Below are 14,416 nucleotides of genomic sequence, written 5' to 3'. Positions count from 1 at the left end.
CTCCGCCTCGTTGGGTGAGCTCGTCGGGTGAGCTCGATGGGTGGCTGGGTGGTGGACGGGTCGGTGGCGCGCGCAGGTTCAGGTCACGGTGGAGCGCAAGGAAGTCGGTGCGTTCAGGTCGAGCCTGACGGCGAGCACGCGCAGGGCGAAGACCATCCCGGCGGCGCTCCACAGCACCCAGTCCTGCAGCGACCCGAGCCCGGCGGCCACGACGACGGTGACGGCGCCGAGGGCGGCGGGCACGGCATACAGCTCGCGGCGCAGCACCTCCGGCACCTGGCCGGCGAGCAGGTCACGGACGACCCCGCCTCCGACCGCCGTGATGATGCCGACGAGGACGGCGGCCACCGGCGAGACGCCGTGGGTCGTGATGGCCTTGAGGCTGCCCGCGACCGCGAAGGCGCCGAGGCCCGCTGCGTCGAGCACGCGCACGAAGCGGCTGATCCTCTCGACGCCAGGGTGGTAGACGAACGTCACGAGGCCGCCGAGGGCGGCGGCGGTGAGCAGCCGCCAGTCGCTGATGCCCACGGGTGGGACCGCACCGATCAGCAGGTCGCGGACGATGCCGCCGCCGAGGGCCGCAGCGCAGGCCAGGACGAGCACGCCGAACAGGTCGAAACGCTTCTTGACGGCGACGAGCCCACCGGAGAGCGCGAAGACGAACACGCCGACGAGGTCGAGGGCGAGCTGCGCAGACGCGAAGGAGGTAGGCATGCCAGGGCAAACGCTACCTCTGCGGCGTGGTCGCTTTGGTGCGTGCCCATGGCGGTGGCATGCTCGACTGCACGACCCGCCCACCCGAACCGACCTCGGGCACAACGGGAGCCGCGCCCCGCACGATCCGGGCCGCACCAGCACGACCGCTACGGCACGACCAGTACGGCACGACCCGCAGACTCGCCACCGGGAGACCCACCCATGCAGCACCTCAGGCTCGTCGGCGTCCACGAGGACGGACTGCACCTGCTGCTGGCCGACGACGAGGGCAACCGCTTCTCCCTCCCGCTCGACGAGGCGCTGCGCGCCGCCGCGCGGCGCGACCGTCCCCGACTCGGCCAGCTGCAGATCGAGACCACCGGCGGACTGCGCCCCAAGGACGTCCAGGCCATGATCCGCGCCGGCATGACGGCCGAGGACGTGGCCGAGCGTGCCGGGTGGACCGTCGAGAAGGTCCACCGCTACGAGGGCCCGATCCTCGCCGAGCGCGAGCACGTCGCGGGCCTGGCCCGTCAGGTGCGGTTGCGCGCCCGGGGCGGTTCGCAGGGCGGCGCCCCGACGCTCGAGGCCCGGGTCACCGAGCGGCTGCGCACCCGGGAGATCGATGCCGGCAGCGCCCGCTGGGACTCGCGCCGCACCGACAAGAGCGCCTGGACGGTCGTGCTGCTCTTCAACGCCGGAGGCCGGCAGCGCGAGGCGCTGTGGCAGTTCGACCCGCTGGCCCGCACGGTCTCGGCGGTCGACGACGAGGCACGCTGGCTGAGCGAGGACGAGGACCAGCAGGCGCCCGGTCCCATCCCGGCTCCGCACCTGAGCGCCTCCAGCCGGCCGAGCCGCGTCTACGACGTGGAGGCCGAGGGTGGCGTCGGCGCGTCCCCGTCGCGGCGGCGCCAGGGCGAGACCGTCGACCTAATGGCGGCGATCCGTGAGCGCAGCTCGCAGCGCGGCCGGCGACGTCGCCCCAGGTCGACCGAGGTGCCCGGCCTCGACGAGGCCCCAGAGGAGGCCCTGCCGCTCGAGGAGCTGGCCCGCGACCCGCGCGAGGAGCTCCCGCCGCCGGCGCACACGCACCCCGAGGACGACCCCGAAGTCGTCAAGACCGGCACGGTCGAGCAGCGCGTGGGTGTCGAGGCGGCCCGACGCAAGGCCCGTCGCACCGAGCCCACCCAGCCGGTGCGCCAGGCACGCGAGACAGCGGCCGCGCCGGACGCCCCCGACGAGGCCGCCGGGCAGACTGGACCCGAGCCCGACGCCCCGGCACCGGTGCACGAGGAGGCCGGCGCGGTGCCGGCACAGGACGTCGACCTGCGCGACGACGTCTCGCCCGCGGACGACGTCGCCGCGGCGGGTAAGCTCGCCACCGGCGAGGACGAGACCTCGGACCAGACCGAGATGCCGGCTGGCACGCACGCTGTCGAGGCGGAGGACGACGGCGAGCTCGCTGCGGAGGAGCCCTCGGAGACACCTACGGCTGCTCGGGCGACCGAGCAGTCGACCGACGAGGCCTCGTTCGAGGAGCCGGGGCTTCGCCCTGCCGGCCGCCGCCGCGATGGGTCCCGCCCAGGGGTCCGAGTCGACGGCGAGGACGCTCCGCGCCACACCAGGGACCGCCGCGACGGGGGCGTTCGAGCCGACCGTGGTCGTCGCGCTGACGACGACGACACGTACGACGTCGTCGAGCAGCGCCCTGCCGCCTCGGCCGCCAAGCCGTCCCCACGCCCGGCTCCGCCGGCGCGCAAGTCCGGCCGCCCGAGTGTCCCGAGCTGGGACGACATCATGTTCGGCCGCAAGAACGACTGAGCCCGAGTCGCCCGAACGAAGCCCTGACGGCATACGCGCTGGGCCGCGGACCTGCCGTGGCGGCAAGATTGCGGCCCCACGTACCGGCCGGGCCCCACGTACCGGCCGGGCCCCGCGATGCCGACATGGCTGCTAGCTGCCGTCTCGTCCGCGACAAGGCGCACGCTCGTACGCCATGGTTGTCTGAGTGCGACGCACCCAGTCACGCGGGCCCGCTCAGCTGCATCGACGCGAGGACCTTGGAGCGGGTTCGCGCAGCGGCTAGGTCAACCCAAGGCGCGCCATAAGAAACCGCGGAAGTGTCCTTCCTGTCATGCCGATGAGCGGTAGTTATGAAAACCTCGCCGTGGGTGAGCTTCCTGCGAAGCGCGTGATCGCCGATCATCGCCGAGAACGCAACGTTCACGCGCTCTTGAGTGTCAAATGGTCATAGTTGAACCACGTTGCCCGGCTCCGCGCTGGGCGGCGGCGATTCGTATTCCCGCCGCAATGCTCCATTGAGGAAGAGCCATGACATCTATCCGGAGAACGCCATCGGTCATGTTCCTCACCGGCGCGCTGGTAGCCACGGTGGTTTCCGGGTGTGGGCCCAGCGTGGCACCATCCGCCCCTCAGGGCGCTGGAAGCGAGGGCATCACGACATCCAGCGGTGGGCCGCTGAGTGCTGTCCCCGTTACCAGCGCGGTGCCGGCATTCGCCGACAGTTCGGGCGGAACCCTCGCCCCCGCCGGCGCCACCACGTTCCCGCTGACCGCCGGGGCGGTACAGGCGCTGCTGGCCAAGGATGGCGCATCGGCCCCCTGGGTCGCCGACTCGCCAACACTGCTCGTGCAGTCCGGCATGTACTACGGCTTGACGGCAGCAACCCTTGGGTCCAAGCCGTCCACTTCAACTGAGGGCATCCCCGCGTACGTGTTCAGTCTGGACACGGGGCCATGCCCACCATCTAGCGGTGGCGGGGCCGGTACGCCGGCGCCCGGTTCCACCCAGCCGACGACGTGCACCGGAACTGTCGTTGCTAACGCAGCGACCGGCGACATCATCGACGTGGAAATTAGGCCCAAGTAGACCGTCAGCCGGGAGGTCGAAGGACCGCTGCAGCCGCGAACAAGCCTCCACGCTCTAGGCTCCTTCAGCCGTGCCGGCGCGATCGCTCATGCCGCGATTGGCGGAGACATGCTTCGCCTAGTCAGCCGCGCGCGACTGCCTCTGGCATCGTGACCTCATGACACGAAGGAGCCGGGCCCCGCTTGTGGGCATCCAGTTGCCGCTCCACGTCAACGCCAGCGACCGTGACCGCATCTGTCGTGCCCTTCTGGATGTGACGCGGCACCGACTGGAGGACATCACTGTCGACGCTGCACCGCTAGAGGGCGAGTGGCCGGAGGACGTCCGATGGGCCGCCGCGGAGCTCGAGGGTCGGATCAAGCCGAAAATCAGTCGCCTGACTGGCAGGACCAAAGTGCCGATGAACCCAACGGTGGATCTAGATCCCAGCGCCGATGGCGACTTCGCTATCGCGTGCGCTTTGGCTGCGCACACCTGGATGACTGCGATCTCCGCGGATCAGAGCATCGCCTTGGACACAGAGACATTTGTCGAGCTCTGGGTGAGCCCCAGCGAATATGTCGAGCTGGTCGAGCGCGTGCGCGAGAGCGGAGGAGACGTCCGCCTGCTTGAGCCCGACCCCGGCCTGAAACCCACTTACACCTGAGCGTGCTTGGCCGAGCCAGTCCAGTCATGGATCGCCTTCCGGACATGCCGCGGGCAGGGAGCGTCAGAACAGGGTGTTCTGCCCGAGGCTCACACCACTGACCCGCGGGTCAGCCGCCACCCGGGTCCTGATGTCCCGCAGGACCTGCCGAGCGGCAGCCCATGTCTCGACATCGAGCCAGAGCTCGTTCCACTCGCTATCACCCTGCTCGACGCGAATGAGTGAGGCATAGGCCGACCTGACCACTTCGTCGGACAGGTCGATACGGAGACGGCCAGCGAAGTCTCGCAACTCTGGCTCGAGTTCTCGCGCATCGTCGATGCATGTGTCGACTAGTGCTGCCGCGGCGATGGCTGTCGCACCGCGGGGGTATTCAATACGTCCTGAGGGCACACGCAGGGCCCACTCAACCCGTTGGTGAGCCTCGGTCACACTGCCCCGGACGAGCTCATCCACAAAGTCAGCGGCGTCGTCATTTTCAAACGGCCCGACACCCCATGCTCCCATCGTCGAAGACTCTCTTCCTATGTGCGGGGCGTCAACTTAGGGGCCCACGCCGTAACTGGGGAACGTCCTCTTTTGCCGCGGTTGGCGCGGTCGTGTCGATGTGCGCATTTCGAGCCGGGTGAGCATCGGGTCGAGCGTCAGTGGTGAACGGACAAAGGTGGTGGGATCTGCCGAGGTGAGCAGCGGAGAGAGCTCTGCTCGGTGCGACTCGGCGGAACTTCGTGGGCCAAGCGATTCAATGGGTCATGGGCACGTTGCCATCGGGGACGGTAACGCTCCTGTTCTCGGACATCGAAGGTTCGACCGTGCTGCTGGGCAGGCTGGGTCCCGCCTATGCCGACGCCTTGGGCGCGCACCGTCGCATCCTCCGCTCGGCCTGGGCCGCGCACCGGGGCACCGAACTGGGAACCGAGGGAGACAGCTTCTTCGTCGCGTTCGAGGCGGCCGGTGACGCGGTGTCAGCCGCTGTCCGGGCTCAACGCGAACTGACGAGGTTTTCGTGGCCGGAGGGTGAGCGAGTGCGGGTTCGGATGGGCATTCACACCGGGGCGCCGACGGCATACGACGGCGGTTACGTCGGGATGGACGTGCACCGATGCGCTCGGGTGGCCGGGGCCGCTCATGGGGGCCAGATCGTCATCTCGGAGGCCACGGCTGAACATCTCGGCGGCCGGTTGGCCCAAGATGTGGGGCTGCTCGACCTCGGGTTGCATCAGTTGAAGGACCTGCCCGAGTTGGAGCGCCTGCACCAGGTGGTCGCCGACGGCTTGCCACGCCAGTTCCCGCCGTTGAAGTCGCTGGGTGCGGTCTCTCGGCTGCCCAGTCCTGCGACGCCGTTAGTCGGGCGTCAGGACGAACTGGCGCAGTTGGCGGCCTTGGTGGGGCGAGACGCCGCTCGGTTGGTGACCTTGACCGGTTCCGGGGGATCGGGCAAGACCCGACTCGCCCTTGAGCTGGCCCGTCGATGCGTCGACGACTTCCCCGACGGGGTCCACTTCATCCCGCTGGCGGAGGCCCGTACCGCAGACCAGATGTGGGACTTCCTCGCCGAGGGCTTGGGGACCGCGCCGGGACGCACCGCGGTGCTCGGGCGCCTAGGTACCCTGCGGCTCCTCCTGGTGTTCGACAACCTCGAGCAGCTGGACGGTGCGGACGGCGTGGTCGCCCAAATCCTCCGGGACGCCCGAGGGGTGACGCTAGTGGTGACCTCACGCAGTCCGCTGCACCTTGCAGAGGAGCACGAGTACCCCGTGTCGCCGCTCGCTGTTCCGCGGGACGAGAACTTGGCCTCGGCGCAGGCTTCACCGGCGGTGCAGTTGTTCGTGCAGCAGGGCCAGCACGTGCGGCCCGACTTCGAGCTCCGCGCGGAAAACGCCGCCGATGTGATGGCACTGTGCCGCGGACTGGACGGACTGCCGCTGGCAATCGAGATCGCCAGTGCCCGACTCAAGGTGCTCACGCCGCACGCGCTCGTCGCCCGACTGAACACCCGGCTGGACTTGTCCACGACGATGCACGACGTCGCTGACCGGCAACGAACCCTGCGCAACACCATTGCCTGGTCCTACGACCTGCTCCCACCCGGGGCCCAGTCAGTGTTCGCACGTCTCGGGGTTTTCGACTCCGGGGCCGACCTGGCCGCCGTCTCCGCCGTCCTGGACGACGGATCCGACCCGGCAGGCGCCGATCCGCTCGAGGCGATCACCCCCCTGGTCGATGCCAGCCTCCTCATGGTCACCGAGAACCACGACGGCGAACCGCGCGTCGAGCTGCTCGAGACCGTCCGCGCCTTCGCCGTGGACCGGCTCGTCTCCACAGGCGCCCTCGACAGCGTCCGTGCACAGCACGCACGGCACTACCTACGCGTGGTCGAGACCGTCGGGCGCCAGCTCCGCGGAGACCGGTTCTGGCAGGCCCGTGAGGAGCTCGATGCGGAACAGAGCAACGTCCGCGCCGCGCTGCGCTGGTGCCTCGACGCCGAGGCTGAAGCCGGCACTGACATCACCGTGGACCGCTCCGAGCTGGCCTTGAGGTTGTGTTGGGGTCTGTGTGACTACTGGACCGATGGCGCGAAGTATGTCGAGGCCCGCCAATGGCTCGAGCCGGTCATCGACCGCGCGGGCACCACGAGCAGCAGTGAGCTGGCTCGGTGCCTGTCGTTCCTGACCGGTGCCCTGGCAACCATCGGCGAGGCGGAGGAGGCTAGGCGTCGCGGCCTGCAGGCCGTCTCGATGCTCCGCGACCTAGGGGACACGGGGTATGAGCTGGCCGAGGCCCTACGGGTCTATGCCGTTGCGACACATTACTGCGGCGACCCGGGTGCGGCCCGTCTCCTGTTGGAGGAGGCCCTCGAGGTCGGCCGGGGTTTGACCGATGGAGGGCCATACCATCGCATTCTGGACAACCTCGCCAACGTCGAAAGCCACGAGCGCAACTACCACCGGTCTCTTGAGCTGCACGAGGAGGCGATCGCACTCGCTCAGGCCGCCGGCCATTCCGGAGCGGCCCGCGTCTGGCAGCACAACAGGGCCTGCGTGCTCAGACTGGTCGGCCGAGTTGCTGAGGCACGCGACGAGATGCTCGACCTGATCCCAGCGGCGCTCCGACACCCGAGCACATGGAACCTCATCACCATCGCCGAGGACTTCGGCGCGATCCTCGCTGACTTGGGGAAGCATCACGACGCGGTAAAGCTGTTGGGTGCGGTCGACGCTTTGCGCGAGCGCAGCGGATACCCGCGAGCTCGTCTACAGGAGAGCGAGATTCATGACGCCTTTGCGGCATCCGAGGCGTGCCTGTCGCCACGGGACTGGCAGGACACATACCAATGGGGTCGCAACACCAGCGTGAACGTCTTGCTCGAGGCACACGTTACAGACTGACCGGCCGAGCGCCCAGTCTTCGTCGAGGTCTGCGTGGCCGGACAGTGCACGGTCGAACCGTCAGTGGCCAGCACGACCGAGCGGCTCTTCGTCATGAACCGTGGTCTTGTCTCGGGATGGCCTACCCCTGTACGCGTTACGGTTCGCCGTCAATGGTCAGAGGCCTTGGTCGCTGGGCAGACGACGAGGGTCGTCCCGACGGCGTATCAGCCCAACGGACCTGATTGCGAGCCAACAGTCTGGCGCGCGTTCGTCACGGTCACTCCAATGGCCTGAGGTAGCTGAGGGCTGTGCCGCGAACGGAGGGACAAGACGCGACGGGCGCCAGCGCAACGCACTCATCTGCCGCTCCGCGGAAACCCGGGCACAGGCGCGCGGAGCCGTACGCACAGTCCACCGCCGTGATGCGACTTACAGCGAAATCGTGACAAGTGCCTCCGTGTCCGTCACGGTAGAAACCGTTGGGCGCCGTGTCGCCCGCACGGCCCTCGTCGGACTGGGAGAGAGTCGCGGGGCTCCGGGCCGGGACCGGCCCGTAGATCTGCGTCCGTGCCGCGGGGGCGGCCGACAGGGGGGTGCGATATGGGCAGGAGGCGTTCACCACGGCCTTGGGGTGCATTCAGTGCCGGCGCTCTGAGCGCTGCGCTGCTGGCCGGCTGCGGCCAGGTCAGCGCCGATGCGCCGGCGAGTACCGCCGTGGCCGCGGAGGGGCAGCCGAGCCCGACAAGTCAGCCCGGTCAGCTCGGCCACACGCATCGTCCGCACGGGGGGCCGCCCACACCGACGGCGCCGATACTGGCTCCGCCTGGCCCGTACCGGCCCGTGAGCAGCCCGCAGACGAACAGTGCCGGACGGACTTCAGCCCCCGTGGATCTGTCCCAGTTCGCGCCAGGGGTGCGCCACCTTCTCGAAGACCTCCAGTCGGGGGCTCTGAGCCCGTACGAGTTTTGCAGGCTGACCTTGGCCAAGCTGTCTCTGCGACCGGTGACGCTGCCGGCCCGCTACACCGACCGTGCGGGGAGCCTGACGCAGGTGGATATGGCCACTCTGGCGCTGGTGTCCCGACAGGCGGCCTCGTACCTGAGCGCTGAGCAGATCGCGACCTTGAAGTCGGAGGCGACGGCGCAGCGCTGAGGGAGGGGCCGGTCCCGCCGTTGTCGGCCGCATCTGCATTGGATCGGATCCGGCGTCTGCGGGAACGCGATGGTCACGAGGATGAACGTCACCAGATCTAGGGCGAGCCCCGCGAGAGCGCCGCTGACGAGGGCAGCGGCGACGGGCCTTGTCCGGACCACCGCGGAGGAGCATCCCCCCGTGACAAGGGCCAGGGCGGATGCGAGCAGGGCCCGTGTATTTTGCCGCCGCGAACGGCGGCCCTGAGGGCGCGCGGCAACATCCGGAAATGCCGCTACCCGCGCGAAGGCCTGGAGGAGGATTTGCGTGCTTTGCCAAGCCGTGTGCTCGGTGAATGAAAGCATCAGAAGATGAGCACCTCCTGGCGCGCGACCGGCGGTGCACTGGCCATCGCCGCAGCGGCCACCTTGGCATTGGCCGGTTGCTCGTCCTCGGGCCTGAATGAGTCGAACGCGGATCGACCCATCACGAACGCCGTGTCGACCGATTCCGCGGGCACGAACTTGGCCACTGAGACTGTCGGCGGCGGGTGTCAGAGTGCATCGCTGAGCGCGAGCGAGAACCAGGAATCTGTGACGCTCACCCTGCATGTGAAGACACGAACCGTCGGCGGGGCCTGTGCAGCATCAGAGCACCGCATGCGTGCCGAGGTTCACCTTCAGCATCCATTGGACGGACGCACGCTCCTTGACGGGATCACCGGTTCCAAGTTGACCGTCTCGACCAACGGGTGAGCTCTGCGCGGAGCCCTACTCGTCCGAACATGCCGCTCTGAGGGCGACTACGATCGCCCGACCATGCCGCTGATCGCTCTACCAAGGTGCGGGCGACGTGCAGCCCTATACGGTTGGCGGGTGCCGCGAATCGTGTTGGCAACGAGCGTCCCTGCATCGGCTCAACGGTGCTTCGAGCTGAGTCTGTCTGTCGATGCCCACACCGCATCCATGTCTCGATCGGGTGAGCGCGTCGTCGGTGGCGTCCGTGCTGGCGTGATGGAGCTTGGCGACACTGTCACATGGCGTGCCCGACACTTCGGCCTACCGTTCACCATGACGTCTCGGATCACCGATCTGGTCGCTCCCAACCGCTTCGTCGACGAGCAGGTATCGGGACCGTTTGCACATTGGTGGCATGAACATGTCTTCGAGCAGCGCGAGAAGACGACTTTGATGACTGACACGGTGGAGTTCACATCACCGGCCGGCCCGATCGGCCGTCTGGTCGACGCCGTGATCCTGACCAAATACATGACCCGCCTGTTGACGCAGCGCAATCGTTGGCTGGTCCACGCGCTCTCATAGGCCCCCCGAGAACGTCCGGATTTGCCGCTGTCCGCGCGGTCCTGCCGAGTTGAGGACGTTGTCGAAGGCGATCCCAAGCCGCGAAGATTCCGTCGAGGAGGAGCGCATGGACGTCGAATGGACCGTGATACCACCAGCAACCGGACGGGCTCACCAGGTGCTGAGAACCTCGGAACACGAGGACTATCGCCAGCAGTTGGCCCAACTGTTGCGTCAAGGAACCGGCTACACGGAAGTCGCCAGGGCCGGCTCCGCCTACCCTGCACTCACCCTGTCGATCAACGAAGACCTGGCCGTCGTTCACCGCTTCGACGATGCCGAGACATGCCTCCTTCTCGAGGGCACCGGGCAAGTCCCGGCTGACGAGATCCGCGACTTCCAGATTCAGGACGACCCCGCGGGTTTCACTGGCAGGTTCATCACGACAGCAGCTCGCGGTATCGACGTCCTCAACGCGTTCGCGAAGGGTGCCGACGTCGAAGGCCTAGGCGTGTGGGTGCGTCTCTGACGCGCGGGACCGCACTACTTTGCCGCGATCCGCGGTCCTGCCGATGACAGGGCGTCGTCAGAGTCGAGTTCGAGATTCCCGCCATGCGGCTGCACATCAGGGGCTGGCGAACTGGCCAAGTGGGGCGCGGTCGGCTACCACGCATGGCGCATCCGCACGGCGTGGCCTGGCGCTGAGTCCCCGGATGGCTCGACATGCTCGTCGCCCGCGCGGCAAGGCTGAGTATTGTCTGATAACAAGCGGGGAGAAGGTGAAGCGCGCCGTGGTTCTTATCTGGCTTGGTATCGCAGTCGGCATCTACACGACGTTGGCGTCGTGAGGCGGAAGCTCTGTCGAGATCACAGTGTTCTTGTACTTCGTCTGCGCTGGCTGCGTTGTCGGGGGCGCACTTCAGCTTCGGCGATTTGCCACGATCGCTTGGTGCCTCGCAACTGCAGCCGCATTCCTGCGGGCGATGCTGTACATACAGAGCGTGCGGGATAACGGCACAGGGGAAATCGTCCCCCTAACCACGTGCTTCGCGCTCTTGGGACTCGCATGCCTCGCCGTCGCAGTCACAGTGATCGTTCGCCTCTGGCTACCAACCACAAAGCATGGACAGCCGGACACGCAGGCAAGGACGAGCGAGTGATGAGATCGGCCACCGCCCGAGCATCAGCGTGAGACGTCTACCGCTCATGCCGCGCTACGCGCCTAGCCAGCTACGGCGAAATCCCAGACTGCGTGGAGGGCCAAGAAGATGAAGAAGCATCCAAGGAGCCCGGCGCCTCCCCAGAGCACAGCCGCCGGAAGGCGCCAATCAACATCAGCGCGCCGGGCCCAGTAACGCATATAGGCCGGCGTAGCGGCCGTGTAGGTGCCGCGCGCGGCGGCTGGGTGCTCGTCAACGTACGCCCGCACGAGTCGCGCCGAGGCCGCGTCCAGCAGTGCAAACGAACCAACGGCCACGGCAAGCGGCCAGGCCTCCCCCGTCGCGAAAGAGAGAGCCACGCAGAGGGCCAGAACTGCAGGGATCGCAGCTGGGAACCAGAGTGCCCGTAACGCTGCCCGTCGGTCCGCTTGGCCTGCCACGACGGTCACGGTAGGCGAATCTCCGGAACGACCGACGGGCGTCGCACGAGTCTTGCCCCGCCTCGTCAATCTGCCAAAGCCGTTTACCGCTCATGCCGCGGATGGTGCGACCGATCGTGCCGAGATCCTGATGTTCCTGAGGCGCCGCAGTGCGCACCACACTGAAGAGCGCGGCTCAAAGGTTGCCGATTCATCGTCTAACGGGCCCCGTGCGCTCTACCGTGACCTCCGTGGAGAGAGACCCGGCCATTCCTCACCTGACGAAGGACGTCAGCTGGCCGGTGCAGCCTCCACGCAAGCTGGCCCAGCCCCGGAAGCCGGTGGTCTGGACAGGCCGCGACATCGCCGGAGGGCTCGCGGCCCTGCTCACAGGCGTGGCGGTCCTCGTGGCGTCGTGGCCCGGGGTCAAGCACCCGTGGCCGGTCGGCTTGAAGTATCTCGGGATCGCCTTGATCGGCAACGCCGGCGGTGTTCTGGCGGTCGTAGTGTTCGCCGCGGTGGCAGGTCGCCCGCTCCTCGACCCGTTCGGCCGAGCGAAGCCAGGCTGGGTCCAGCGCATCGCCTTCCTGCACGTCGTGTACTTCGCCGGCGCTGCCGCTTTCTCGTTCATGGCCGCCCCTACCGCGTCCGGGTGGCTCTGGGTCTGTGGCCTGTTCTGGGTCGCAATGACAGTCTGGCGCGTTCGCGCCGGCTGGAGGGCTGGACACCCGTAGGTGAGGCGGAAGCGAGCAACCCGCCAACGTCCGCACATGCCGCGCGTGGTGCGTTTGCAGTCCCCGAAGTGCGAGGCTTCCCCGATGGACGTAGTCGATCAGACCTCGGATGACCTGACTGCGATCGAACGGGCGCGCTTGCATTCGATCGTCACTGCCGACGGGCCAGCGTTGTGGGCCTTGCATGACCCGGACTTCGTCCTGTGTAGCCCGGGTGGCGGTATCTGGGATCGGGAGCGATACGTCGGCGGCCTGTGCGACGGCTCAGTGAGCTACACCCGATTCGAGGCCGTCACTCCGATCGAGGTCCTGCGCAGCGGCGACCTAGCCGTTGTCCGGTACCTGTCGGTCATCGACCTCAAGACGCCACACGGCGGCGGCCATCTGGAGTGCTGGCATATGGACTCCTACCTACGTGATGCCGTTGCGGGCTGGCGCTGCCGATGGTCTCAGGCCACCGACACCATCCAGGACTGAACCGAGAACGCGCGGATCTGCCGCGATCAGGCTCTCTCGATCACCGATAGCAACTCGGCCGCCGTCTCAACGAAAACGACGTCCTCCGTAAGCTCTTCAGGAAGTTCATCGTGTTGCCCCGGCTGAGTGAGGCACGTGGGCCTGTCCATCGGCATGATCACCCAGTTCGCCGCCTGAGCTCCTGCAAGGAGCACGTGCCACGGGTCTTGCCCGGAGATGTGATTTGCCATCATCCCGTCATCACTCAGGTACACATCGGCCTGACCATCGCCGATCTGCACCCGCCAGAACGACCCTTTCCGCGTCATGACGTAGGGCGCTAGCACTTCGCGCATCTGGGAGCCGCCATGCTCTGACGACTCCCCTGCGATGAACCCTTGGAAGAAGACATCGAAGGACACCAACGCAGCGTGCCAGACGCACCTTAAGGACGCACTCATTTGCCGCTTAGTGTGCGCGGGGAGCGCGCGATCTGGGGCGTCCGGGTGACCGCGCTTCCGCGTCGACGGCGTGCAGCTTCAAGCCAGATGAGGGGACCTGCGCTAAGCGGGCCACCCTGTATGACAGGGCCAGGCTCATCCCACATCCCCTCCGGAGGCTTGCTGCTGCAGCTGCGCGAGGTCGCGCTCGGCGTACTGCCGGTGCTCCCACTCCTCGTTGAGCACGATGCGCAGGCAGTCCTTGACCGTTAGCTCGTACGCCGGAGTAGGCCAGCCGCCGTCGGCGGGCGGGCGGAACGGGGCGGCGAGCGCTTCGTCGGTGAGGCCCTCAATCACGCGGCGCACAGCGGCCTGTCGCTCGCGGCGTATCTCCAGCACGTCATCCAACGTGGGCCGCGCGTTGAGGTCGCGGGGAAAGCCCCGGTCGGTCGGCGCCTCGTCCCAGGGACGGTCGAGTGGGTGCCAGGGCGCAGAGTCTCCGTCGATCGCCCGCGCGATCCATGCCGCGGTCGCGAAGTTGAGATGACGCAGCGTCTCGATGAAGGACCACTCGCCGTCGACCCGTTCGTGCAGCAGCGCGGGGTCGAGGTGCCGCGCGCGCTCTACGGTGCCGCCCCACACCTCCTCCAGCAGATCCCACGCCTCGCGGAATCCCGCCGGGTCGTCGGGGCGCATCTTTATCCGGTCGGGATTGCGCCGGTCCATTTCGTCGGCGACGAACTGCGTGACGTCAACGCCGTTTATCCGCAGGCCCTCTATCTCGCCGCTGATGTCGACGTCGATCAACTCGACGCCGGTCATCTTCACATGATGCAGGTCGGTGCCCCGGATGGTCACGTTGCTCAGCGACGCCGCGCGGAAGGTCGACCCGCTCAAGTTGGTCCAGTCGAATGTTGAACCGCTGAGGTCTTCATTGCCGAATGTCGCCATGCCAGTCCTCTCGTGGGCGTGGTTCGACAATAGGGGGGATTCCGGGCGGAGCGCTTCCGGATCGGAGGCTGCGCTTCGGAAGAGGCCGAATCCGGTGGGGTAGCAGGGCCGCACCCGCGGCATGCGACACCTCGAAACCGTTCTCGGCTGAGGTTCACGCAACAGCCGGGGACAATCGGCACCGCCTGACGGCCGTCCGTCTGCGAATGCACACTTCTGCCG

Annotated in this window: 13 protein-coding genes; 8 read left to right on the top strand and 5 right to left on the bottom strand. The window is 67.7% G+C overall.

The window, feature by feature from the left end; translation table 11 throughout:
• Positions 1–78 precede the first annotated feature (78 nt).
• Positions 79–714, bottom strand: a complete 636-nt coding sequence (locus AB0316_RS07850; protein ID WP_366271990.1) for a trimeric intracellular cation channel family protein — start codon at positions 712–714, stop codon at positions 79–81.
• Positions 715–918: 204 nt separating this feature from the next.
• Between AB0316_RS07850 and sepH the strand changes: the two genes are divergently transcribed.
• Positions 919–2,517 carry a septation protein SepH gene (gene sepH, locus AB0316_RS07845; RefSeq protein ID WP_366271988.1) on the top strand — a complete coding sequence of 533 codons (1,599 nt, stop codon included), beginning with the start codon at positions 919–921 and terminating at the stop codon, positions 2,515–2,517.
• Positions 2,518–3,769: 1,252 nt separating this feature from the next.
• Complete coding sequence (locus AB0316_RS07840; RefSeq protein WP_366271986.1) at positions 3,770–4,231, top strand: hypothetical protein; 462 nt, start codon at positions 3,770–3,772, stop codon at positions 4,229–4,231.
• A 63-nt stretch (positions 4,232–4,294) separates the two neighbouring features.
• Here the strand turns inward: AB0316_RS07840 and AB0316_RS07835 are convergent, their stop codons facing one another.
• A complete protein-coding gene (locus tag AB0316_RS07835; protein WP_366271984.1) occupies positions 4,295–4,738 on the bottom strand; it encodes a DUF4259 domain-containing protein in 444 nt (147 codons plus the stop codon).
• A 245-nt stretch (positions 4,739–4,983) separates the two neighbouring features.
• On the opposite strand from AB0316_RS07835, the gene AB0316_RS07830 reads away from it, so the two are divergent.
• On the top strand, positions 4,984–7,620 hold the full coding sequence (locus AB0316_RS07830; RefSeq protein WP_366271982.1) for an adenylate/guanylate cyclase domain-containing protein: 2,637 nt from the start codon (positions 4,984–4,986) through the stop codon (positions 7,618–7,620).
• Between the two features lie 867 nt (positions 7,621–8,487).
• Positions 8,488–8,754, top strand: coding sequence for a hypothetical protein (locus tag AB0316_RS07825; RefSeq protein WP_366271980.1), 267 nt, complete (start codon positions 8,488–8,490; stop codon positions 8,752–8,754).
• Positions 8,755–9,097: 343 nt separating this feature from the next.
• Here AB0316_RS07825 and AB0316_RS07820 read toward each other — a convergent pair whose 3' ends face one another.
• Positions 9,098–9,265: a hypothetical protein gene (locus AB0316_RS07820; RefSeq protein WP_366271978.1), complete on the bottom strand. Its 168-nt coding sequence runs from the start codon at positions 9,263–9,265 to the stop codon at positions 9,098–9,100.
• Positions 9,266–9,608: 343 nt separating this feature from the next.
• Between AB0316_RS07820 and AB0316_RS07815 the strand changes: the two genes are divergently transcribed.
• The 4 genes from AB0316_RS07815 to AB0316_RS07800 all read left to right on the top strand — a co-directional run bounded on the left by AB0316_RS07815 (position 9,609) and on the right by AB0316_RS07800 (position 12,824).
• Positions 9,609–10,055 (top strand): SRPBCC family protein, encoded by a 447-nt coding sequence (locus AB0316_RS07815; protein WP_366271976.1) that lies wholly within the window; start codon positions 9,609–9,611, stop codon positions 10,053–10,055.
• Between the two features lie 106 nt (positions 10,056–10,161).
• Positions 10,162–10,563, top strand: a complete 402-nt coding sequence (locus AB0316_RS07810) for a hypothetical protein (RefSeq protein ID WP_366271974.1) — start codon at positions 10,162–10,164, stop codon at positions 10,561–10,563.
• Between the two features lie 1,301 nt (positions 10,564–11,864).
• On the top strand, positions 11,865–12,347 hold the full coding sequence (locus AB0316_RS07805; RefSeq protein WP_366271973.1) for a hypothetical protein: 483 nt from the start codon (positions 11,865–11,867) through the stop codon (positions 12,345–12,347).
• A gap of 84 nt (positions 12,348–12,431) precedes the next feature.
• On the top strand, positions 12,432–12,824 hold the full coding sequence (locus tag AB0316_RS07800; protein ID WP_366271971.1) for a nuclear transport factor 2 family protein: 393 nt from the start codon (positions 12,432–12,434) through the stop codon (positions 12,822–12,824).
• Between the two features lie 26 nt (positions 12,825–12,850).
• Here the strand turns inward: AB0316_RS07800 and AB0316_RS07795 are convergent, their stop codons facing one another.
• Entirely contained in the window at positions 12,851–13,225 is a 375-nt protein-coding gene (locus AB0316_RS07795) for a hypothetical protein (RefSeq protein WP_366271969.1), read from the bottom strand.
• A gap of 174 nt (positions 13,226–13,399) precedes the next feature.
• On the bottom strand, positions 13,400–14,194 hold the full coding sequence (locus AB0316_RS07790) for a DinB family protein (protein WP_366271967.1): 795 nt from the start codon (positions 14,192–14,194) through the stop codon (positions 13,400–13,402).
• Between the last annotated feature and the right edge of the window lie 222 nt (positions 14,195–14,416).

Source organism: Terrabacter sp. NPDC080008 (assembly GCF_040702505.1).
Taxonomy (GTDB): Bacteria; Actinomycetota; Actinomycetes; order Actinomycetales; family Dermatophilaceae; genus Terrabacter.
The sequence above is the reverse complement of the archived record's forward strand: the minus strand, read 5'-3'. Positions and strand labels throughout refer to the sequence as shown.

Bases quoted from the DNA above. Each gene is read 5' to 3' on its own strand.
- AB0316_RS07835 (WP_366271984.1), bottom strand. From the start codon at position 4,738: ATGGGAGCATGGGGTGTCGGGCCGTTTGAAAATGACGACGCCGCTGAC.
- AB0316_RS07790 (WP_366271967.1), bottom strand. From the start codon at position 14,194: ATGGCGACATTCGGCAATGAAGACCTCAGCGGTTCAACATTCGACTGG.
- sepH (WP_366271988.1), top strand. From the start codon at position 919: ATGCAGCACCTCAGGCTCGTCGGCGTCCACGAGGACGGACTGCACCTG.
- AB0316_RS07800 (WP_366271971.1), top strand. From the start codon at position 12,432: ATGGACGTAGTCGATCAGACCTCGGATGACCTGACTGCGATCGAACGG.
- AB0316_RS07810 (WP_366271974.1), top strand. From the start codon at position 10,162: ATGGACGTCGAATGGACCGTGATACCACCAGCAACCGGACGGGCTCAC.
- AB0316_RS07830 (WP_366271982.1), top strand. From the start codon at position 4,984: ATGGGCACGTTGCCATCGGGGACGGTAACGCTCCTGTTCTCGGACATC.
- AB0316_RS07850 (WP_366271990.1), bottom strand. From the start codon at position 714: ATGCCTACCTCCTTCGCGTCTGCGCAGCTCGCCCTCGACCTCGTCGGC.